This is a genomic window from Polyangium jinanense, from assembly GCF_028435265.1.
In the GTDB taxonomy this organism is placed as follows: domain Bacteria; phylum Myxococcota_A; class Polyangia; order Polyangiales; family Polyangiaceae; genus Polyangium; species Polyangium jinanense.
In genome coordinates this window covers 114208-136024 of sequence record NZ_JAGTJK010000005.1, presented here as the reverse complement: position 1 = coordinate 136024, position 21817 = coordinate 114208, and the positions used below count along the sequence as shown (strand labels likewise).

The window sequence follows — 21817 nt, the reverse complement described above, 5'->3', positions numbered from 1 at the left end:
GATCATGCTCGTGCGCCTCCTCGCGATCTCCGGCATCGTTTCCACCTTCATCTGCCCCGCGGAGGTGTTCGCCCAGGAGGGCCCCTGCGCGCCCCCCGAGTCCTTTCAGGGGTACTGGGGCGCCGGGCAGGTGCAAGTTAGAGAGCGCGTGGCGGGGATTCCGGTCCTCGCCACGTCGCGTTTTTCATACAGGCAGATGCGGTACTCTCCCTGCGCCAGCGGGACGCCCGTGCTCCCTCCTGGGGTCGGCGAAGCGAGCATCAGTGTGGGTATCCCTCTCTTCGACAACCGGCGTGGCGGGTGGATCCTGCAAATGGCCGCCCGCGGGCAAGGCTCGCAGAGGCCGAGCGAGCCCGTGAGCGGCATCGTCACGGGCGCCCCTGCCACGGCCGGCCACCTCAATCTCTGGGAGACGCCGCTGCCGTTGATCCAGCTCACTGGGGCGGCGTCTGCAGCCATCCTGCCGTGGTCCCGGGACGTTCCCCTGTCGATTGCGTATCTCGGCGGTATACGGGTCTACGCCGTTTACCTGAAACACGCGCAGGCGAACCTGGGGTTCATGGTCGGCGGTACCAACGTCAGCGTCGACATCGTACCCTCGTTCGCGTTCCGGGGGAGCGATCTGACGATAAGGCGTTACAGGATGGCGATCGGCTTCGAGCTCCGCTCACCCATCACGTTCTCTTCTGGCCCGGTACCTCTTCAGTGGCGGCTCTGGGGTGCCTTGACCCTCGCGCTCGAAAAGCTCGACGAAGGCAGGACCGACCGTGTCCGCGGAGCACAGACGCAGCCGCCTTCCTCCGACCTGGTTCGTTCTCCCCCCGAAGCAGCCCCGCCCGCCCAGACGGCCTGGGAGATGACGTTGTGATCGCGTTCGCTCATTCCTTGGGCAGCGCCCAGATGCGACGGCACTCGCGGCGTGTCCATTGCATGCCTTCGACCAAGTTTTTCTTGCTCTGAGCGTCGTGCTCGATGAGGGATTCGTAAATTCTTGCCGATTCACTTCGCGTCAGCTCGTCTTCGTCCAGATGGGCAGGAAACTCATCGAACTCAGCGCACTTGTCGAGGCTGTTGAGAAGGTACTCTCCAATCCCCGGAGGGTCCGCGCACAACGTGCCGTGTGCCAGGACGTGATAGAAGTTGATGTGATCGCCGATGGTCCCGCAAACATAAGCATTCTGCAAAGTCTCTCGCACCCTGCATTCCTGGACCTCTCGCCGTAGAGCCTCGACCTTGGCCACCTCCTCCGGCGCGGCGTCTTGCGTCACAGCGACAGGCGGAGCGATCTGCTCCTTCGCGAGCCGTCGCAATTCCTTTCGACACGCCGCGATCTCTTTCTTCGCCTCCTTCGCGGAGACAGGCTCCGCGCTCTTCGATCGGGCCGGCGGCCTTCGCTCTCGGGTCGCCCAACCGACCAGCACGCCCCCGCCGAACACGAGGGCGACCACGGTCAGCCCGACGAGGAGACGCACGACGAGGCCGGCACGCTCGGGACGCTCGTTCACAGGGGAACCTCGTTGGGCTTCCGCTGCTTCGACCAATCCACCCCCGGAGGGTACTTCGGGGGCGTCTCGGTACACGTGAAGACGAACTCTTTCAGACGGCGGAGCAGCTCTTCCTCCGTGAGCGTCCGATGGATCCGGACCGCCTCCGCGACGAGGCTCGATTGCTCCTTCGTGAGCTCGTCGGCGCGAACGTCGGGGGGAACGTCTGCGAACGCGGCGCAACGCTCGAAGTTCTCCTCGACGAGATCCGCGGCCCGCGACTTGGGCCCGCACATCAAGCCATCCTTGGGCAAGGCCATCAACGCATGGAATTGACGGGCCGCGGCGACGCAGACCTCCGCGCTGGTCAAGAACGCGCGCCTCTTGCATTGCGAGAGCTCCCCTCCCAGCGCCTCGACGGTGGCGGGCTTCTCGGCCGCGTCTCGGTTCGCTGCCTCGGGAGGAGCCGCGGCGTCCGAGGGGGTCGCTCGTGCTTGCGAATGGGCCGCCAGTTTTTCTTGACACGTCGAAAGCTCTGCCTGCGTCGCGCGATCCGCAGGCCGTTCCGCTGGGTCCTTCGAGGAAGCCGATGGTTTTCGTTCCGGAAGCGACCTGCCGACGAAAATGCCAGCACCGAAGACACAAACGAACAGAACGGCCGCTGCTATGAAAGCAAGCCGGGGACGCGGTTTCTTGGCACGATCCATCATGTATTCGGTCTCTTGTCATCCTAGTCCTCGGCCAGCACCTGTCCAGAGGGCTGCCGTGGACCGCACGACGACGGCGCCTTCACGTGACGACAACACCACCCTTCCCCCTGCCCGCCATTTGTGTTAAGCGGGCTCACATGTCCCAATCTTCCCTCGATCCCGCCCTTTACGCTCGCGCCCCGATCATGACCCTCGAGGGCGGTATCACCTTGTGCCGCGTCCTCGCGGAAGCTTGCCCCGCGGGGATGCCTTCCTCCGTGGAAAAGGCCGCCAAACGGCTCGTCGAAACGGCCGAGGCCGCGCAGGTCGCGCATACGGCGCGCAAGAAGGCGCTCGGCAAGGGCACGGACGAGGATTCGCGGCCCATCGACCGTGCGGGCGACAATTCGTGGAGCGCGCTGCGCGGGCGGCTCCAGTCCTATACGTTGCTCCCCGAGGCCACGTATCCGGACGCGCGACGCTCGAATGAGATCCTCGCGAATCTGTTCGGCGAAGGCGGCCTCTCGTTCCTGACCGAGTCCTACCCGGAGCAATATGCCATCGCCGAGTCCGTGCTCCGGCGCATCGACGGCGAGGGATTCGCGACCGATATCGACCGGATCGCGGGCAAGGAGTTCCTCGACAACGTGCGCACGCAGCACGTCGCATATGGCAAGATGGTCGCGGGTCTCCTCCAGCGCGAAACGGCGCTGACCGAGGACCTCGGCGAGCACGTGCGCGCCATGGGGGAAGAGCTCGTCGATTACGCGACGAAGGTGCTCGCCACGGTGGAGCGAGACGAGCCGGCGACAATCACGCGGGCCCGGACGGCGCTGCGGCCGATCGACGCGTTCCGGGAGGCCACGCAGAAGCGGCCTTCGGGGGGAAACGCGGTCCAAGAGGCCGGAGGGTCTGCCGCGAACGGGTGAAGGCAACACGCGGCAGCCGATCGGCATGTCCGAAGCCCCCGCAAGGGGCGCGAGGAGGCCGATCGGGTGGGTGGCGCAGCTTCGATGGCGTTCCCGGGAGGCCGCGAGGTCCCCGGAACCGGGCTGAACGGGTTGCGGAGAGCCCGAACGGGCTGTTTGCGGCGGTTGCGGCCTACCCGGGTAGGCCATTTGGCTTGCCAGATCACAAAGTGGGGCGGTAGAACCTGCTTGTATCCTGGAGAAGCCTGGGGGTAGCCTTACAGCCCGAGGTGGGGCATGGGGAACATCGGGCAACGTGTGCGTGGCGGCGTCGCGGGGGTCGTGGCAGTTTTGGTCGTGCTCAGCTTCCTCCCTGGCGCCCATGCACTGGTTGAGAACGGACGAGCACCGGCTGCGTTGCAGGCCGACCCGCCGGTGGTCGCAGAGACCTGGGCTGAGCTTGTACAGCCGGACGTTCGGGTTGCCTGCGCCATGACGGACGGTTGTCAATCCGACCCGACCCCGGAACAATGCAAACGCGCGCACAGCGATTGCGCTTACGCATGCTACAAGCATGCCTGTATCAAAGAGGGGCGCGAGTGCGATCGTTGTCGAACCTGTTGCTCGACGCAACTCGACCGATGCCTCAACGAAAAGAAAGCTGACTTTGGGGGTTGCCAGTGATCGGTCACATCAACGCGCGACCAGCGAAGGATCTCCTTTGGCTGCGTCGTCTCTTCGTGGTCTTTGCGGTGCTGACGACCGGCTCGGCAGCTCGCTCGTATTGGGTGAATCGCGGGAATTTCGACCATTTCGATCTACTTTATAGCGCGACACTCCTTCCGCTGGCATGGGGCGCGTGCGTGGTCGCATGGCGTGGCCTCTGGTCGGCGTTCGTCCTGCTTGCGGTCGTATACAAGTCGATCAGTGCGTTCGGCGCGTTCGTGTACTTCCTCGACATGGCACTTCCCAGCTCGATGTTTCACTCGAGCAACCACCCCGAGTACCTTGCCTGGAACTTCGCGAGCCTGGCGCTCTCCGAAGCGATCCTCATCTACCTCTGTCGGAAGTATCCTCCCGACGTCCATGGGTTCGCCCCCCGAGAGTCCGTCGGCCCAGCGCTCAGGGTGCTGCAAGGGGGCTTCCTCCTCGTAGCCATCGCCATGACGCTCGACATCGCGCCCACGGTGGGTAGGCACATGACCCAGGAAGGCACCCACGACCACAACTGTGCCTGGGTGTTTGCGGATTTGTCGATGGTGGTCTTGCTGGGCTACGCCGGTATCGCAGGACTGCGGAACAACTGGCGAGCCTTCGTGTCGATGGGCCTCATCGGTCAGACCCTCACGGCATTCACGAATTTCACGCATCTGAAAAGCGACTACGAAGACGCTTACGGCACCGCCTACGCCCCCATCGACCTCTCCCGCAACCTCCCCGTCTTCGCCTTCGCGCTCTTCAGCGTCGTCTACCTCGCCCTGCGCTTCCCGCCCCGCCTCACCGCCCCCGCGACGCCCTCTGCCTCCGCTGCACCCTCTCCCGCAGCAGATTGAACCCGAACACCGAAATCGCCGCGAGCACCGCGCCCATCGCCAGCCGCTCGTCCCACGCGTGGAGCTTTCCCCACGCCGCCTCGACCGCTTGCCCGAACAGATACCCGAGCCCTGTGACGATCACGGCCCAGAGCGCCGCCGACATCACGTTCAGCACGAGAAAACGGGCCATCGAAATGCGGCTCAGGGCGATCGCGACCGGCGCCACGTTGCGGAGACCATAAAGGAAGCGGAACCCGAACATGAAGAGCACCGGGTGCCGCTCCAGGAGCGACGTCGCCCGCGCAATGTGCGGCCCGAGCTTCGGACGCCGATCCACGAAGGATCGCCCATAACGCCTGCCGAGGAAATACGCGGACTGGTCCCCCAGGACGGACCCGACGAACGCCGTCAGCACGACCAGCGAATACCGCAGATGCCCCTGGTGGGCCGCGAAGCCCCCGAGGATCGCCACCGTCTCCCCCTCGAAGAACGTGCCGATCAGCACGGCGACGTACCCGTACGTCTCGATCAGATGTTCCACGTCCCCCCCGTGGCGTCACCCGCTCAGAACACGATGCGCCCCATTTGAAGCCGCACGCCCGCCGATTTCGGCGTCGCTTGCACGAGCTTGATCTCCGTCTTGTTCAAAAGGACGAGCGTGATCCCCGTGGCCACCATCGCCGCGCCCACGCCGAGCGTGACGAAGCCGCCCGTCGTGAGGGATTTGTTTTCCCCCTGGGTCACCTTTCCCTCGTTGTTCAGCGTCGCGCCATCGGCGCTGTACCCAATGCCCAGCATGATCGCGCCGCCGAGGACGGCCGCGCCGCCGAAGCCGCCGAAAAGAAAGCCGAGCTGCCTCCCGAAGAAGCTCCCGCCGTTCACGTGCGCCACGACGTCGCCGCCCACGTTCGACAGGACGAATCCCCGCGACGGCACCATTCCGTCGGCGCCGAAGAAAAAGACCTGATCCTTGCGCCCATCCACGATGCGGTCGCAAGGCGCCTCGCATGCCGTGCGCACGAAGATCCCCTCGCCCGCCCGGTCCGAGACCACCCCCGAGATGCGCAAGAGCTTCACCCCCGGCCGATCCGCCTCGATGTGAATGCGCGGCGTGCCTTTTCCCGGCTCCTGCGCGGGCTCTTTGGCCGGCTCCGCCGCGGGCGGCGGCGCAGGAGGCGGCGGCTCTTCGGGTTTGGCAATGCCGGACGGCGGCGCCGTGGGCTCGGCGGCCTCGGGCACCTTCGGCGACGCCGGGTCCTGCCCCGGCGTGGGCGGGGCGCCGGGCGGCGCCGCGGGCGCATCGGGCGGGCCCGGGACGGCCTGGGCAAACGCGGGCGGCGCGAAGGCAAGGGCGACGAGGACGGAGGCAAGGCAGGCAGAGCGCATGAGGCTCTCCGATACTGGCGAAAGGCGCCTCCGGCAAGGGGAAATACGATCAGCGGCGCCACTTCCGGCCGAAGAGGAATCGAATCGCGCCGGGCGCCCGCCGCCGCCAGTGCTTTTCGTTGTGGGCGCCGCGCTTTGCTGCGACGAACTTGAGCGAATGTGGATCATACCCTCGCTGGGCGAACTTGTGCGCGAGGCGCTCGGCCGCCCGCAAGAGCCCGCCCCCCGCCTCGAGCGCGCCCGCGTCGAGGTAAATGCGCGAGACGCGCGGGCGCGGCTGCGAATCGATCCAGTCGAAGATCGCGCCGTGCCCGATCTGCAGCGACGGCGACATGCTCATCGCCAGGCCGAACCGATCGGGCGCGCGGAGGTGCACGTAAAGCGCGGCGAGGCCGCCCATCGAGGAGCCGCCGACGCCCGTGTCGGCCGGATCCGTGGATACGCCGAAATGATGTTCGATCTGGGGCCCGAGCCCGCCGCGCATCCAGTCGAGCAAGAGCTCGAGCCTTCCGGGACCACTTTTCGTGGGGAACGGCGAGAGCTCTTCGATGCGCTCGTGCCCGCCGTGGTCGATGCCCACGATGACGGGCACGCGCTCGCCGCGGGCCGCAAGCCGCGCGCCGACCTCGTGCAGATGCCAGCCGCCGACGAACGAGGGTTCGTCGTGAAAGAGGTTCTGCCCGTCGAAAAGGTAGAGCACGGGCGGCTTGCCCGGCGTGCGTCGCGGCGGGACGTACACGCGCACATGGCGCGCCGAAAGGCCGGGGACGTGAAACGGGCCGAGGAGATGAACGGTAGGTGCGGACATGAGGTAATCGAGATCGCGCGTACAGGACACACATGCGCCGCGCGAGGGCGCGGTGTTGTTCCACATTTTCGGCGGTCTTGCGAGGCCGCGCGCATGGATGGTAAGGGACGTATCGATAATGAGCCATGAAATCGAAGGCTTGATCCGCGAGGCCGGCCTGCTCGAAGGCCTCGGGCAGGAGGCGACGAGCGCCCTGCTCGAGCGGATCGTCGTCCAGCGGTACGAATCCGGCGCGCAGATCGTGCGGGAGGGTGAAATCGGGGACGCGGCCTTCGTCCTGGTCGAGGGCATTTGCCAGGTCTTCGGCGCACGGCCGGGCGGAGGCGTGATCCGCCTCGCGCGCCTCGAACCCGGCGCGCTCTTCGGCGAGCAAGCTCTGCTCGGCCGCGCGGGCGGGCGAAGGGCGGCCACCGTGCGCGCGACGGGCCCCGTTGCCGTGGCCCGTATCGCCGCCCAGGATTTCCGCAATGCCCTGCCACCCGACCACCCCCGCCGCGAGGCCCTCGTGCGCCTCGGCGAATCGCAGCTCCGCGACCGGCTCGTGCAGCAATCGAGCCTGTTTCGAGCGCTGCGTGAGCTTGGGGGGGCCGAGGATCTCGAACAAGACGGTCTCGGCGCCACGCTCGTCACGTACGAACGCGGCGAGGCGCTTTTTTATCAGGGCGAGCCTGCCGACGCCGTATACGTCGTCATCTCGGGGGCCGTGGGTGTTTATGCCGAGAAAGGCGGGCGCCCGCAGCTCCTCTCACGCGTCGAGGCCGGCCATTGCGTCGGCGAGCGGGGCCTTTTGCGGCGCGAGGCCCGCTCCGCCACGGCCCTCGCCGACGAACCGGTCACGGCGTTCCGCGTCCCCGGCGATCGATTCCTCGCGATCCTCGAACGATCCGCCGAGCTGCGGGAGTATTTCGACAGCCTGGAGAGCGTGTACGAACTGCCCCACCGCGGATTCGTCACCATTTTCGCGGGCCGGTTCCTGGGCAAACCCTGCATCACCTCGCTGTATCACCTGCCCCGCGGCCGCCACGCCGTCGCCTCCCACGTCCCGGGCGAGGAGCTGCACCATCTCGCCGTCAGCGAGCCGGGGCTCGAAGGCCCGCCCGACGAGCGCGGCAAATATCGGTTCATCGACGCGCGCCGCGGCCTCGAACGCGAAATCGTGGTCACGCCCGACGACGGCCGCATCCTCTCGTTCACCGCCCGCGGCGACTGGGTCGATCTGCCAAAACTCTTCGCGCTCGCCCTCGAAGGCGGCTCGCTTTCGCCGTGGCAATGCGCCGCGTTCACCGAGACGGGCTCCATCGACCTCGAATCGCCGCCCTCGCTCCGCCCCGACGACGAGATCGTCTGCACCTGCATGCGCGTGCGCCGGCGCGATCTCCGCCGCGCCATCCTCGCCGGCTGCAATACGCCCGAGGCCATCCGCGACCGCACGCGCGCCGGCAGCGCGTGCGGCGCGTGCCTGCCCCGCATTGCCGACATGCTCGGCAAGAGTGCCTGGACGTCGGCCGAGATCGTCTCCGCCATCGATGTTTGTCCGGGCGTGCGCGCCTTCCGCCTCGTCCCCCGCGACGGCGAGGTCCTCCCCGCCGAGCCGGGCCAGCACATCGTCATCCAGGCCGAGATCGACGGCCGCTTCATCGAGCGGCCCTACACGCTCTCGGCGCCCACGTCGAACGGCCATTACGAGATCACGGTCAAGCGGCTCCCGGGCGGCGTGTTTTCCACCTGGCTCTTCGAGCGCCGCCCCGAGGACGCGCTCATCCGCATCTCGGCGCCCGGCGGCCATTTCACGATGCCGCCGAACGATCGCCCGGTCGTGTATCTCGTCGCCGGCATCGGCGTGACGCCCGCAATCGCCGCGTGCCGCGCGATCCGCAAAACTGGAGGCTCCCGCCGCGTCCACGTCGATTACTCGGCGCACAGCCCCGCCTCGGCCCCTTATGCCGACGAGCTCCACGCGCTCGCCGCCGCGAGCCCGAACGTCACGGCGCGCATTCGATTCACCGAGGTCTGGGGCCGACTCGGCGCCGCCGAGGTCGCCTCGCTCGTCGACGCCCATCCCGACGCCGAATGGTTCCTCTGCGGCCCGATTCCTTATCTCCGCGCGATGAGCCAGCTCCTGCTCGAACAGGGCGTGCTCGATACGCACCTCCACATCGAGGAATTCATCGCGGGCAACGTCGTCGTCGCGCAGCCCGGCCGCAGGCCTTCCTTGCTCGCGCCCGCGACCATCGTGCCCCCCTCCGTGCACGTGCCGCCGCTGCATCTGCCGCCTTCCTTTCCCGCGAGCCTGCTCCCGAAACCCCCGCCGGCCGTCAATATCTCTTATGTGCCGGGCTCCTCCGCGCCCCCCGCCGCGCCACCTCCCGTGAGGCCGCCGAGCGTCCCCCCGCCGCCCTCGTCCGTGCCAGCTTCCTCCAAATCACGTACGGACGGCGTTTGTCCTTTCGCACACGGCACCCACCGCGAGGACGGGATCGGCGTCATTCCACCGGTCGTCGCGGGACAGGATACGGGCGTCGCCGAGGAGGCGCGGGCCTATCTCGCCCAGTTTTACCGGGAAAAGGGCGCGCCGCGGGCCTTCGAGGTGCGATGGGCTCAGGTCTCCGCCGAGCTCGAACGAACGGGTACCTACGTCCAGACCTACGACGAGCTCTCTTTCGGCGCGAAGCTCGCCTGGCGCAACTCCACCCGTTGCATCGGTCGCCTCTTCTGGAACGGGCTCGAAGTGCGCGACATGCGCCATCTCACGGACGAAGACGAGATCCTCTCGGCCCTCGTCGAGCACATCGAGCTCGCCACGCACGGCGGGAATCTGCGCGCCATGATGACCGTGCTCGCCCCCGCGAATCGCGCGGGCGAGGGTCCACGCATCTGGAACGGCCAGCTTCTGCGATATGCGGGCTACCCGAACCCGGATGGCACCATCACCGGCGATCCGGCGAACGTCGAGCTCACCACGAAGGCGCTCGAGCTCGGCTGGAAAGGCGGCCCGCGCACACGCTTCGACCTCTTGCCGCTGATCGTAAAGTTCCCCGGCCGCGAGCCGCGGTGGATGGAGATCCCGCGGCGCGTCGTGCGCGAGGTGCCGCTCGTGCACCCGGATCTCCCGTGGTTCGCCTCGCTGGGGCTCCGCTGGTACGCGCTTCCGGCCGTGTCCGAGCTGCTGCTCGACATCGGCGGCGTGAAGTACCCGGCCGCGCCTTTCAACGGCTGGTACATGGCGACCGAGATCGGCGCGCGTAACTTCAGCGACCCCTATCGCTACAACATGCTCCCCGCGATCGCCGAGCGGCTCGGCCTCGACACGCAGCGCGCCTCCTCGCTCTGGCGCGATCGCGCGCAGGTCGAGCTCGTGCGGGCCGTGGTTCACTCGTTCGAGCGCGCAGGCGTCAAGATCGTCGACCACCACACGGCCGCCGAGGACTTCGTGCAGTTTGCCCAGGCCGAGCAGGGCCAGGGCCGCTGCGTGCACATGCGCTGGAGCTGGATCGTCCCGCCCATCGGCGGCAGCGCGACGTCGGTGTTCCACATGGACGAAGACCACCACCCCGACGTCATGCTCAAGCCGAACCTCTTCTATCAGCCGAAGGCCTGGGCGCCGCCCAGTTGATCCTCCGCCATTACGGACGACGAATTTCTGACGGGGACATGCGTCATCGCACTGGCATGATGCCACAAATCAGCACTATTCCGGCGTAAGAGGGGGTTACCCTACGGAATTCTCAATGGAGTAGCGTAGTTTTCCTGCCTATTGTTTCGTAGACGTGTCGAGACAGACTATGCAACGGGCGAAAACCATGTAGGCTGCTTGCTGGGATACGATTCACCGGGAGGTCCGCTTCAATGGCTCCGCACGTCCTTCTCGTCGATGACAGCACCACGGTTCGCATGGTCATCGCGGCGGAGCTCCGCGAGGCGGGTTTCCGGGTCACACCCGTCCCCACGCTGGATGCCGCGCGCCGCGCGTTCGCGCAGTACCGCGAGCGTGACCCGTTCGACCTCGCCATCCTCGACGTGCTCCTGCCCGATGGCGACGGGATCGACCTTCTGCGCGAGATCCGTCGTGATCCGGCGCTCGAACGCCTGCCGGTCATGATCCTCTCGAGCGACGCGCGGTTCGGTTCGCGACTGCGTGGCCTTGGCGTGGGCGCCGACGATTTCGTGGGCAAACCCCATTCGAAATCGTTCCTCATCAGCCGCGCCCACATCCTCACGGGCAATCCGCAGGCGGAGGCGGCCCCGCGCGCCTGGCGTGTGCTCGTCGTCGACGCCGACGCCGGCTTGCGCGAGGCGCTCGAGAAGGTCCTGCGCATCGGCCACGGCTGCGACGTCGTCTCGCTGGAGAGCGTCGACCAGGCCGCGCAGTTCCTCGACCTCGAAGGCGCGGGCGTCGACGGCGCCGTGGTCGACCGGCGATGTTTCCTCCGCGTGCTCGGCCTCCTCCGCTCGAAGCAACCGAACGGCGTGCCCATGATCGTGCTCGACGATTCCCCCTCGGCCACCTGGCCGCCCGTGGCGGCGGCAAAGCGCAATTCGGCCGTCGCTGCCGCGCTGGTCATGCCTCGCACGATCGAGCCGAGCACCGTGGCCGAAGTCATGATGCACAGGCTGGTCGAGGATGCCCCGTCTTCCGTGTCGTCGAGCAGCAAAATTCCGATCACCACCATTGACGCCGTGCGTCGACTCGCGCGAGGCGCCTGAACCATTGGTGGGTTCACCCTCACCGAAATGACAGAAAGCTGAAACTCGTGGGCGAGGGTGGCGGGTAGCCTTCGTTTGCCTTGTCCAAGTCCACCGTCGATCCGACCGCGCTCGACATCGAGCTTCCTGCGGTGCCTTTTCCCTCGGTGCCTGCGCCGGCGCCCATGCCGCCCGCCCGGCCCGAAAACTGGACGCGCAGCCTCTTCCACGTCGCCTCAGCGTTGCTTGCGCTCGTCATGCTCCGCATCGTGCCGAGCCGCGGGTGGCTGATCGCTGCGAGCGTATCGCTGGCCGTGTGGGCCTGGTCCTGCGAGATCGCAAGGCGCCTGAGTCCGGCCGTCAACGAGCGGCTCATGCGGTTCTTCGCGCGCGTCGCGCACCCGATGGAGCGGCACCGGGTCAACTCGTCCACGTGGTACCTCACGGCCCTGGTCGGCCTGTCGATCTTCGCGCCCTTCCAGGCGGCCGAGCTCGGCGTCGTGGTCCTCGGCCTCGCCGATCCGGCAGCGGGCTTCATCGGTCGGCGCATCGGGCGCACGAAGATCCTTGCGAACCGCTCGCTCGAAGGCACGCTCGGCTTCTTCGCCGTCGGCACGCTCGCCGCGCTCGCAACGCTCACCGCCTTCCACGGTCTGCCGCTCCCCGCGATGTTGCTCATCGCCTCCGCGGGCGCGGCCGCAGGCGCAATCGCCGAGCTCGTCTCCTCACGCCTCGACGACAACTTCACGATCCCCGTCACGGTCGCGATCGCCGCCTCCATCGCGGGCGCGTTCGTCCCGGCGTCCTGATCTATCCTGGGCGCCCATGCGCCCGCTCCTCGGCTTGCTCGCCTTCCTCCCTTGCCTCGCCGCGTGCAGCGACGAGCCGCCCGGCGCCGACGCGCCGCCCGCGCCCGACGCGGGCACCGACGCAGGCCCGGCCTCCTTCCGCAGCGCTCTCTACCCCGAGGACTGGACGCCCTCCTTCACGGACGCCGAGGGCCACTTCCTCCACGACTTCTCCTACGCGGGCTACCACCACGCCGAAGCCCCGCCCGGCGCGCCCGCGGCCGCGCCGACCTTCGACGTCGTCACGCACGGCGCCGATCCCACCGGACAGACCGACGCGACCTTGGCCGTGCAAGCCGCCATCGACGAGGCCGCGGCCCAAGGCGGCGGGATCGTCACGTTCCCCGAGGGGCTCTATCGGATCGACGACAAGCTCGTCGTCGCCGCGTCGGGCGTCGTGCTGCGCGGCGCGGGCCCTGCGAAGTCGCGGCTCCACTTCACGCGATCGGCGGGCATGAGCTACGACGCGCACCTCGCCTTCGTGGGCAAGGCCGAGCCGAACCTCGAGCTCCCGCTCGCCGCCGACGCGATCTCGCGCGCCGACGTCGTCGAGGTCGAAAACGCCGAGGACCTCGCGCCCGGCGACGACGTCCTCCTCGGCTTTGTCATCACGCCCGCCTTCATCGAGGAGCACGGCATGACGGGCACGTGGACGGCCTTCAACGACACGTGGCAGCCCTTCTTCCGCCGCACCGTCGTCGCCGTCGACAAGGCCCAGACGCCGCACCGGATCACGCTCGACGCGCCGCTCCGATACCCGGCGAAGCTGCGCGACGGGGCGAGCCTGCGCCGCGTCACGGGCCTCATCCGCGAGTGCGGCGTCGAGTCGCTCGGCGTGTCGAACGCCGTCTCCTGGGCCGAGGCCTGGGCCGAGTCGCAGGTGCACGCGATCGACCTCCGGCGCGTCGTCGACTGCTGGATCAAGGACGTCGCCTCGTTCCCCTCGCCCACGGCGCCCGCCGAGGGCCCGGGCAGCGGCGCGCACCTCGCCTCGGGCGGCATCCTCCTCGAAGAGGCCACGCGCGTCACCGTCGACCACGTCTCGCTCGGCCTCGCCCAGAACCGCGGCGGCGGCGGCAATGGTTATCTCCTGGAGATCCGGCGCTCGAACGAGATCCTCGTCGCGGACAGCGAGGGCGACGGCGGCCGGCACAACTTCATCCAGAACTGGGGCTTCGGCACGACGGGCTGCGTCTTCTTGCGCGGAAAGAGCCGCAACGGGAAATCGCTCACCGACATGAACGACGCCTCGGGCTTCACGGGTTTGTCCGAGTTCCACCACTCGCTCGCCACCGCGAACCTCATCGACGCTTCGACCTTCGACGACGGCTTCTCCATCGTGAACCGCGGCGACGAGAGCACGGGCGCCGGGCACACGGGCACCGAGAACGTGCTCTGGAACAACCGCGGCAAGGGCGCGCTCCGCTCGCTCCAGTTCGGCACGGGGTATGTCATTGGGACCGAGGGCCTCTACGTCACCACCGCGTCGCCGCTGCCCATGGCCGAAGGCACGATGCCCGTCGACTGGGTCGAGGCCCTCGACGAGGGCGACACGCTCGACCCGCCCTCGCTCTACGAAGATCAGCTCCGCCGCCGCCGCGCCCGACTTCGCTAGGCCGGAGCTCGCGCCCACGTCCGCGAACCTGCGCGTGCTCGCCTCGACCGCCTTCGCGCCGTTTTCCGTGGCCATGACGGTCGCGTTCGTCGCGCCTCGCACCTGCTCGACCAGGTGCTTCTCGTCCGCGACCACGCCGAAGCGCCGCCCTGCGTCACCCGCGCCCGCGGCCTCGATCGTCGCGTTGATGGCGAGGTTGTTCGTCTGCTCGGCGAGCTCGCGGATGATGTCCACGATGCCCCCGATCTCCTGCGATCGCTGGTTCAAGCCGAGCATGTGCGTCACGACCAGATCGACCTGCTTGCGCGTCCCCTCGACGGTCTCGCGCTCTCGGCGATCTGACGCGACGTGACAGTGAGCTCGCGGATCGTCACCGACACCTGCTGCGAGGTCGCGACCTGCTCGTTCGTCGAGCTCGCTTGTTGGGTCGCTGCGGTCTCCTTATGATCATCTCGTCGATGTGCCGGCGGATGGTGTCCATCGTGCGCTTGCCGTTGCCGGTCGCGACCACCTTTGCCGCCGCCTCGAGCCCTTCGCGCCTGCGGAGATCGATGACGCTCGCGAGGTAGCTCTTCTGCCGCGCCACCAGCGGACGCAGGTCCACAAGGCGCTGGCGCTGATTATCGAGGGTCAGGCGCGCGACCTCGGCGATGTCGCCGTCGACGACCTGGCTCGCCATTTGGTACGGCTCGAGAAATCGCGGTCAGGACCTCACGGTACACGCTCGGTGTCGAAATGCGCCGTAAAAATGTTTCCGATTGGCAGGTCGGGGTGGGGCGAATCTCGCGTTGTGCGTCGGCGTGTACCGGGACACACCTTTTCGAGATCAGGAGTCGTCGTCTTCGTGGGTGACGCTCTTCAAGGCGAGCACCGGCGTGAGGCGGAAGTTGCAGGCGGAGACCTCCTCGATCGATTCCTCTGCGATGAAATCGACGACAATCGTGGTGCGCCCGCCGCGCGCGACCTCGATGGGCTCGGCGCTCTCCGCGATCTTCAAGGTCGCCTCGGTCACGCCGGAGGTATCGAGCGCGCAGGTCGTCCCGTCCTTCAGGATCACCTGGTTCTTCCCTGCGGCGTCGATTTCCAGGCGAATGCCCCGCACATCGCCTCCCACCTCGACCTCGCCGAGCGGCGCCGTCACGCCATCCCGCAACGACAGCAAATCAAACGTGCCGGCGTTTTCGTTCACCGTCGTCCACTTCCCTTCCCGCTCGCGGCCCGCGCGGGCGTCGTGTGCACCCCCGCCGTGGCAGGAATGGCCACTCTGCACATCGACTTTTCCGAACGATACCTCAATTTTTTCGATCGAGTTCAGGGTCACCGGAGCATCCGTGAGTTCGATCGCGACCGTGCTCCCGCCACCACAGGCCGCGAGCGCGACCGACGTCACCGCGAGGAGCCCCAAGGAACGAAACGAAACCATACGCGCCTCCTTTTGCAAACGAGCCTACGCAGGATTCATGACGGTCGTGTAAAGTTTCATGAAGAATCCGTGTTCGTCTCTTGCCGGCGGAACGCAACCGTTGCACGCATCACGCAAAGGTTGCACAAAGGGGCTCGACAAGCGGGACGTGGGCCCTGTATATGACTTGGCAAACGTCTTGCCAGGCGCCGCCACCATGACCACGCCCTTTCTCGTCTCGACGCTGATGAAATCCCCCGTGCTGTCGGTGACTCCCGACACGCTCGTGGATGAGGCTTACCTCTTGCTCGCGTCGCGACGCATCTCGTCGGCGCCCGTCGTCGATGGAACGGGCAAAGCGCTGGGCGTCGTCTCGCTAACGGATCTCCTGCGCATCGGCCGCCTGCAACCGGCCTCGCTCGCGGGCATCCAGCCGATCGACCTGCCCACCGAACCCGTCTCGGATCACATGCACAAGGGCGTCATCACGGTCTCGCCGAACGCGCCCGTGACGGCGGCGGCGCGTGTCATGGCCGACGAGCGCGTGCATCGCGTGTACGTCGAGCAGGAGGGCAAACTCGTCGGCGTCTTCAGCATCGAAGAGGTGCTCTCCTCCGTGCGCGCGCTCCGCCTCGAAGGGTCGATTGGCGAGGTGATGACGAAGCCCGTGATCTCGCTCCCCGTCACGGCCACGATTGCCGAGGCGACCTCGCGGCTCGATCGCGCGCACGTGACGGGCCTCGTGATCGTCGACGAATATCGTCACCCGGTCGGCGTCTTCACGCAGGTCGAGGCCCTCGCGGCGCGCAGCTTCGATCCCTCGACGAAGGTCGAGGACGTGATGAACTACGGCATCCTCACGCAGCACGTGAAGACGCCGCTCTACCGCGCGGCGGCGCACGCCTTCGAATCGCGCGCGCGCCGCGTGCTCGTGCTCGAGAACGGCGAGCTCGTCGGCGTGATCACGGGCCTCGATTTTGCCCGTGTCCTCGCCGCGACCTGATCAATACGGCTTCTGCCCGATGTAATTGCCGGGCGGATCGTAGTTGCAGACCCAGAACTCCCAATCTCCCCCGCCGAGCGGCGAGCCCTTGCTGCATTTCGCCATGCCGCAGCCGAGCTTCGTCGTCTTCGCCCAGACCACCTGGGTGTAATGGCCGCACACGGCCGAACACTCGTTCGACGAGTAAATGTAATCGGCCTTCTCGGCCACCCAGTTCGAGACGACCTGCTCCGCGGTCGAGCTGTTGGAGCTGGCGTAGAGATTCTCGCCGTAGTCGTTCGAGCTGTGCTCCCAGACGCAGTTCTCCGCGTACGCCTGCGCGACGGCGGCGAGCTCCGGCGACCAGACGAGAGGCGGCAGCGGCTCCGGGGCCGGCGGATCGACGGACGCGCGCGCCGCGTTGTGGGCCTCGGTGATCCCTTGCATCGAGGCCGGCTCGCCGCCATTCGTGTTGCCGCTACTGTCGCCGGATCCTTCGTCGTCGGAGCAGCCCGCGGCCGCCACGAGGAAAGAAACGAGGACGAGCCCATAGAAAGGTGAAAAGCGCTTCATGGGCCGATCGTTGCATGACGCGCCGCCGGGGCGCAAGCCACCTCGGGGCACGCGCGCCGGATCGGCGCGGGGGTCCTGGAAAGCGCTGCACGACGCAGGTCCTGCATCACCTCTCCGTTCCAGAGCGAAACGAGCGGCGAAGACGCGAGGGATCCGATCGCGGGCGCCTCGTACGCCACGGGATGCACGGTGCCGTCCGGGTCGATGCACGCCTGCTCCCATTCCATGCGACACGTCAGGAAGCGTGCGCGATTGGCGAAATCGTCGGCCGCGCGGAAAACACGCAACGCGGGGTCGTCGCCGGCGGCGCAGGGGCAATCGCCGCGGGGATCGAGGTGGTCCACGAGCACGACCCCCGCGGGCGCGAGGATCGAGCCGAGCGCACGGACGGCCCGCGAGATCCGCTCGCCCCGCGGATCGATCCATTCGACCTGCGCTCGCGGCGTGCACGGAAACACCTCCTCGACCTTCAACCAATCGACCCCGAGCGAAGCGGCGAGCCTTCCGAGCGCGGGCAATTCGTCCACGTTCGAAGCAGTCACGACCGCCGAGATCCCGATCCGCACGTCGACCCCGCGCGCAGCGCGACGCCGCAGCATTCCCTCGATGTTCTTCACGATCGTCGCGAACCGCCCGCCGATCCGGAGCCCGTCGCTCGTCGCCGCGGTCGCGCCGTCGAGCGAAATCGAGAGGCTCGTCAGGCCGAGATCACAGAGCGCGTCGAACCGCCCCTCGTCGAGCAACATTCCATTCGACAGCAAATGCACGTCCGTGCGGCCCGGACGACCTGCGCGCGCCCTCTGGATCGTCGCGAGCACCTCCGGAAACATGGGCGCCACGATCGCCTCGCCGCCGTGCACGAAGCCCACGTAATCGGCCGCGGCGAACGGCTCCCGCAGCGCGTCGAGAAGCCACGGCTGCATCGTCCGTGCGCTCCCGCTCCGCGTCTTCTCCGGCGCGTCCGTGATGCAATGGGCACAACGCAGGTTGCACCGCTCGGTCACGGTGACGTAAAGCCGTACCGGGAGCGGCGCGACCACGCGCCCCGCGCGAAACGCATCCCCGGACGCTTCCGGCCCCGCATTCCCCTCGATCGAAATGCCCGCCGCTCCCTCCCCACGCCCCGCGCCCTTCGGCGCCTCAGGCCGCGCAATCAAAAACCATTGCCCCGCCCCACCCGCGCGCCCGACGAGCCGCCCCGATTCCAATCGAAACACGTACGCCACGCGCCGCGCCGACGCCGGCAGCCGCGCCTCGAACACGACGTGCTCGTCCTCCTCCGCCGCAACCCGCATCGCCTCTTCGCGCGCCCCTGCGCCCTCGTCCCACCGCACGACGAGGCCCTCTCCGTGCCCACGACGCAGCGCCGAGCGAATGCAAAGCCGCCCGTCCTCCTCCACAGCCACGAACGGGCTCACCGGCGCGTGCAGGATCGGCTCCTCCGCGCCGCCCACGACGAGCACGTTGTTCCGCAGCCCGCCCCGCGACCGCGTCCGCGGATTCTCCGGATCGAGCTCCCAGCGCGCGCCCTCGACGTGCAGCTTGTACTCGTACACCCCGATCGCGGCCTCGATCGTCACCTCGAACGACCCGTCGCCGCGCCGCGCCATGGGCGTCGGGCGAAACGCCGACCATTCCCCGCAGAGCGAAACGAACGCCGCGGGCCGCTCGGGCCGGTAGAAGAACGTCACGGAAACGGAAACCACTTGGCCACCATACGCGAATCTGCGCCGCGCGGCAGGCCCCTCCGACCTCGCGGGACTTCTTCACCTGGAACGTCTCCGCGCCCCGGAAGCCTGGACAACGGCCCTCTCTTGTCTCTTCCCTGCCCGCCGGCTCCGCTGTACCCTTCGCCGAAGGCCATGGTCCAAAGACGTCCGCATCCTGGGCGATCCCGAGCGCGGTGGCTCGGGTTTTTCGCCCCAATCGCCGTCCTCGGCGCTTCGCTCACCGCATGCGTCGGCGTCATCGGCGACGCGGACGAGGATACGACCGAACAAGAGTCGCTCGTCCTCGCCGCGCCCGCGCTCCCCCGCCTCACGGCCGCGCAGTACCGCAATACGCTCGTCGAGCTGTTTGGCGCGAGCATGCCCCAGGCGCCGCTCGAGGACGACACGAAGCCGTTCCTCTTCTACAACATCGGCGCATCGAGCACGACGCTCTCCGAGTTCGGCGTCCAGCAGTACGAGGAGTCCGCCGACGCCATCACGCGTCATGCGTTCGCCGACCCGGCCCGGCGCGCGGCGTTCGTCGGCTGCGAGCCCGCCGCGCCCGGCGATGCCTGCGTCGAGGGCTTCCTGCGTCGTTTCGGCCGACGCGTCTTCCGGCGCCCGCTCACGAACGAGGAGGTCGCTCGCTGGGTCTCCGTCTCGCAGACGCTCGCGGATCCGAGCGCGTGGGAGGGCCTGCGCCTCGCGGTCTCAGGCCTGCTCCAGTCCCCGCATTTCGTTTATCGTGTCGAGGTCGGCGCCCCCGACGATGCTTCCCCCGGACGGCGCAAGCTCACGGGCTACGAAATGGCCACGCGCCTCTCGTTCCTCCTCTGGAACCAGGGCCCCGACGACGCGCTCCTCGACGCCGCCGAAAAGGGCGAGCTCGACAAACCCGAGGGCATCGCCGCGGCGGCCGAGCGCCTGCTCGACGATCCCCGCGCGCGCTCGGCCATGCAGGCGTTTTTCCGGCAATACCTCGACCTCGGCCGCCTCGACGGCATCCAGCGCGACCCGGCTGCGTATCCGTACTTCACGCCCACCATCAAGGACGCCATGCGCCGCGAGGTCGAAATGCTCGTCGAGGACGTCGTCTTCGAAAGCCGCGGCGACGCGCGCAGCATCTTCAGCACCCGCAAGACCTTCGTGAACGCGGACCTCGCGGCGCTGTACGGCATCGAGGCCCCCGGCGCGAGCGTGGACACGTTCGTCCCGGTGGAGCTGCCCGCGGATAGCCCGCGCGCGGGCATCCTCACGCTCGGCGCATTCCTCACCATGAATGCCCACGAAACCCGCACCTCGCCCACGGCGCGTGGCAAATACGTCCGCGAGCGTGTTTTTTGCCTCGAAGTCCCGGCGCCGCCTCCGGGCGTCGACACGACCCTCGATCCGCCGATGGGCGAACCCAAAACGGTCCGCGAGCAAATGGAGGCGCACCGCACGAACCCCGCCTGCGCCGCGTGCCACACCTTCATGGACCCGCCCGGCTTCCTCTTCGAGCATTTCGACTCGTCGGGGTATTACCGCACCGTCTTCGAGGGCGACTTGCCGATCGATTCCTCCGGCGACCTCGACGGCAAACCCCTCGCGAACGCGCGCGAGCTCGCGACGGTCCTCGAAACCGAGCCCCGCGTCGGCCGTTGCATGGTCCAGCAGCTTTATCGCCACGCGCAGGGCCGCATCGAGACGAAGGGCGAGCGCCTCGCGCTCGAAGACCTCGCCTCGCGCTTCGCCGGCGCATCCTTCGATTTCCGCACCCTTTTGATCGAGCTCGTCGCCCACGACGCGTTCCGTTACATCGGCGAAGAGGAGAGCCCGTGAAGACCACGCCCCTTTCCCGACGAACCTTTCTCCGGGGCGCCGTGGGCGGCACGGCCGTCGCACTCGCCTTGCCCACCCTCGAAGCGATGCTCGGCGCGCGCGGCGCTGAAGCCGCGTCCACGGGGCCGATCTTCGGCATCTTCTTCTGGGGCGGCGGTTTGCCCTGGCACGACGGCCACGGCGCGCCCCAGGCCGGCCATCCCGACATCTGGACGCCCTCCGCGACCGGCAAGGATTACGCGCCGAGCGAGCTCCTCGCGCCCCTCGCGCCATACCAGCCGAGCGTCGTCACGGGATTGACCCCGCACACGGCGGTGCCGGATACCCCGCCGGGCCAGAGCGACGGCCATATGCGTGGCTTCATGGTCTCGATGACCGGCGATCGCGTACGCCCCGAGGGATTCGATCACCCCTCGCACACGCTCACCGCGCTCCGCCCCACGCTCGACCAGTACGTCGCGAAACACCCGGCCTTTTACGGCCCGGAAAGCCCGCGCTTCCGCTCCCTCATCCTCGGCGCGAGCACCGCGCGCTTCCACGATTACGGCCACTGGAACGCGATCTCGTACAATGGCCCCGACGACCTGAACCCGCCGATCCTCGATCCCGGCCAGCTCTACGATCTCCTGTTCGGCGTGGCGGCGGATACGGCCGGCTTGAAGCGCCGGGCGCTCCTGCTCGACGCGGTCATGGAGGACGCGAAGCGCCTCTCGAACCGCGTCGGCGCGGCTGACAAGCAACGCATCGAGGCGCACCTCGAACACCTGAATGCCGTCAAGAACCGCCTCGACTTCTCGGGCGAGGCTTGCGCGCCCCCGGGCAAACCCGCGCCGAACGAAGACCTCATTGCGAAGACCGAAATCATGGGCTCGCTCCTCGCCTCGGCGCTCGCCTGCAACATGACGCGCGTCTTCTCGTTCATGCTGAGCTCCCCCGCGACGACCCACGTCTTCTCGAACCTCGGCGTGCCCAACGATTTTCACGCCACGGTCCACGAGGGCACCTGGGAGCACGCGCGCGCGGGCATCCAGTATCAAATGCAGGCCTTCGCGGCGTTCCTCGGCCGGCTCCAGGCCGTCGTCGAGCCGACGGGCGGCACACTGCTCGATCGCGCGCTCGTCTTTGGCCTCTCCGAATACGGCGAAGGCTATCAGCACAGCGTCGCCGAGATGCCCTGCGTCCTCGCGGGCGGCGCCAATGGTAAGATTCGCCGCAACGTCCACGTCCGCGATCCCGGCGGCAATTACAGCAAGGCCCACGTCACCATGCTGCGCGGCGTCGGCCTGGAGACGCCGAGCTTCGGCTGGAACGGCGGCGAAACCTCCGAAGCCTTCGGCGACATCCTCGTGTGAGGCGCGTGCCATTGCGTTCCCA

19 protein-coding genes and 1 pseudogene are annotated in these 21817 nt (G+C 67.9%); 10 read left to right on the top strand and 10 right to left on the bottom strand.

Going from position 1 to position 21817, the window contains the following annotated elements:
* The first annotated feature begins 4 nt into the window (after positions 1 to 4).
* Positions 5 to 868 (top strand): hypothetical protein, encoded by an 864-nt coding sequence (locus tag KEG38_RS13610; RefSeq protein WP_272419853.1) that lies wholly within the window; start codon positions 5 to 7, stop codon positions 866 to 868.
* A 10-nt stretch (positions 869 to 878) separates the two neighbouring features.
* Here KEG38_RS13610 and KEG38_RS13605 read toward each other — a convergent pair whose 3' ends face one another.
* Both KEG38_RS13605 and KEG38_RS13600 read right to left on the bottom strand, forming a co-directional pair.
* Positions 879 to 1505 carry a hypothetical protein gene (locus tag KEG38_RS13605; protein WP_272419852.1) on the bottom strand — a complete coding sequence of 209 codons (627 nt, stop codon included), beginning with the start codon at positions 1503 to 1505 and terminating at the stop codon, positions 879 to 881.
* Complete coding sequence (locus KEG38_RS13600) at positions 1502 to 1855, bottom strand: hypothetical protein (RefSeq protein WP_272419851.1); 354 nt, start codon at positions 1853 to 1855, stop codon at positions 1502 to 1504. Before KEG38_RS13600 ends, KEG38_RS13605 begins: the two co-directional genes overlap by 4 nt.
* A gap of 476 nt (positions 1856 to 2331) precedes the next feature.
* Here KEG38_RS13600 and KEG38_RS13595 point away from each other — a divergent pair, with 476 nt between their 5' ends.
* Positions 2332 to 3102 carry a hypothetical protein gene (locus KEG38_RS13595; RefSeq protein WP_272419850.1) on the top strand — a complete coding sequence of 257 codons (771 nt, stop codon included), beginning with the start codon at positions 2332 to 2334 and terminating at the stop codon, positions 3100 to 3102.
* 659 nt (positions 3103 to 3761) lie between these two features.
* Positions 3762 to 4634 (top strand): hypothetical protein, encoded by an 873-nt coding sequence (locus tag KEG38_RS13590; protein WP_272419849.1) that lies wholly within the window; start codon positions 3762 to 3764, stop codon positions 4632 to 4634.
* Here the strand turns inward: KEG38_RS13590 and KEG38_RS13585 are convergent.
* Genes KEG38_RS13585 through KEG38_RS13575 form a run of 3 tightly spaced genes read right to left on the bottom strand, consistent with a single transcriptional unit; the run spans position 4579 to position 6810 of the window.
* Entirely contained in the window at positions 4579 to 5157 is a 579-nt protein-coding gene (locus KEG38_RS13585; RefSeq protein ID WP_272419848.1) for a DedA family protein, read from the bottom strand. The two genes, KEG38_RS13590 and KEG38_RS13585, sit on opposite strands and share 56 nt — an antisense overlap.
* A gap of 23 nt (positions 5158 to 5180) precedes the next feature.
* A complete protein-coding gene (locus tag KEG38_RS13580; protein ID WP_272419847.1) occupies positions 5181 to 6002 on the bottom strand; it encodes a hypothetical protein in 822 nt (273 codons plus the stop codon).
* Between the two features lie 49 nt (positions 6003 to 6051).
* Positions 6052 to 6810: an alpha/beta hydrolase gene (locus KEG38_RS13575; protein ID WP_272419846.1), complete on the bottom strand. Its 759-nt coding sequence runs from the start codon at positions 6808 to 6810 to the stop codon at positions 6052 to 6054.
* A 118-nt stretch (positions 6811 to 6928) separates the two neighbouring features.
* Between KEG38_RS13575 and KEG38_RS13570 the strand changes: the two genes are divergently transcribed.
* The 4 genes from KEG38_RS13570 (at position 6929) to KEG38_RS13555 (ending at position 13956) form a co-directional block, all read left to right on the top strand.
* On the top strand, positions 6929 to 10423 hold the full coding sequence (locus tag KEG38_RS13570; protein ID WP_272419845.1) for a nitric oxide synthase oxygenase: 3495 nt from the start codon (positions 6929 to 6931) through the stop codon (positions 10421 to 10423).
* Between the two features lie 233 nt (positions 10424 to 10656).
* Entirely contained in the window at positions 10657 to 11514 is an 858-nt protein-coding gene (locus tag KEG38_RS13565; protein WP_272419844.1) for a response regulator, read from the top strand.
* An 80-nt stretch (positions 11515 to 11594) separates the two neighbouring features.
* Positions 11595 to 12302, top strand: a complete 708-nt coding sequence (locus KEG38_RS13560; protein ID WP_272419843.1) for a diacylglycerol/polyprenol kinase family protein — start codon at positions 11595 to 11597, stop codon at positions 12300 to 12302.
* A 16-nt stretch (positions 12303 to 12318) separates the two neighbouring features.
* Positions 12319 to 13956, top strand: coding sequence for a glycosyl hydrolase family 28-related protein (locus tag KEG38_RS13555; protein ID WP_272419842.1), 1638 nt, complete (start codon positions 12319 to 12321; stop codon positions 13954 to 13956).
* Between the two features lie 81 nt (positions 13957 to 14037).
* On the opposite strand, the pseudogene KEG38_RS55995 reads toward KEG38_RS13555, so the two are convergent.
* The 3 genes and pseudogenes from KEG38_RS55995 to KEG38_RS13540 all read right to left on the bottom strand — a co-directional run.
* Positions 14038 to 14232: pseudogene (locus KEG38_RS55995) on the bottom strand (methyl-accepting chemotaxis protein); the annotation flags it as partial.
* Between the two features lie 94 nt (positions 14233 to 14326).
* A complete protein-coding gene (locus tag KEG38_RS13545) occupies positions 14327 to 14635 on the bottom strand; it encodes a CHASE3 domain-containing protein (protein ID WP_443689957.1) in 309 nt (102 codons plus the stop codon).
* A 147-nt stretch (positions 14636 to 14782) separates the two neighbouring features.
* Positions 14783 to 15379 (bottom strand): DUF4382 domain-containing protein, encoded by a 597-nt coding sequence (locus KEG38_RS13540; RefSeq protein ID WP_272419841.1) that lies wholly within the window; start codon positions 15377 to 15379, stop codon positions 14783 to 14785.
* Positions 15380 to 15575: 196 nt separating this feature from the next.
* Between KEG38_RS13540 and KEG38_RS13535 the strand changes: the two genes are divergently transcribed.
* A complete protein-coding gene (locus KEG38_RS13535; protein ID WP_272419840.1) occupies positions 15576 to 16361 on the top strand; it encodes a CBS domain-containing protein in 786 nt (261 codons plus the stop codon).
* On the opposite strand, the gene KEG38_RS13530 is transcribed toward KEG38_RS13535, so the two are convergent.
* Together KEG38_RS13530 and KEG38_RS55510 are read right to left on the bottom strand one after the other, a co-directional pair.
* Positions 16362 to 16913 carry a CAP domain-containing protein gene (locus KEG38_RS13530; protein ID WP_272419839.1) on the bottom strand — a complete coding sequence of 184 codons (552 nt, stop codon included), beginning with the start codon at positions 16911 to 16913 and terminating at the stop codon, positions 16362 to 16364. It lies immediately after the preceding gene.
* Positions 16910 to 18619: a radical SAM protein gene (locus KEG38_RS55510; protein WP_272419838.1), complete on the bottom strand. Its 1710-nt coding sequence runs from the start codon at positions 18617 to 18619 to the stop codon at positions 16910 to 16912. Before KEG38_RS55510 ends, KEG38_RS13530 begins: the two co-directional genes overlap by 4 nt.
* 156 nt (positions 18620 to 18775) lie before the next feature.
* Here KEG38_RS55510 and KEG38_RS13520 point away from each other — a divergent pair, with 156 nt between their 5' ends.
* Together KEG38_RS13520 and KEG38_RS13515 are read left to right on the top strand one after the other, a co-directional pair.
* The gene (locus KEG38_RS13520; protein WP_272419837.1) at positions 18776 to 20443 is read left to right on the top strand and encodes a DUF1592 domain-containing protein; all 1668 of its coding nucleotides are present in this window, start codon (positions 18776 to 18778) and stop codon (positions 20441 to 20443) included.
* Complete coding sequence (locus KEG38_RS13515) at positions 20440 to 21795, top strand: DUF1552 domain-containing protein (protein ID WP_272419836.1); 1356 nt, start codon at positions 20440 to 20442, stop codon at positions 21793 to 21795. Before KEG38_RS13520 ends, KEG38_RS13515 begins: the two co-directional genes overlap by 4 nt.
* Positions 21796 to 21817 lie beyond the last annotated feature (22 nt).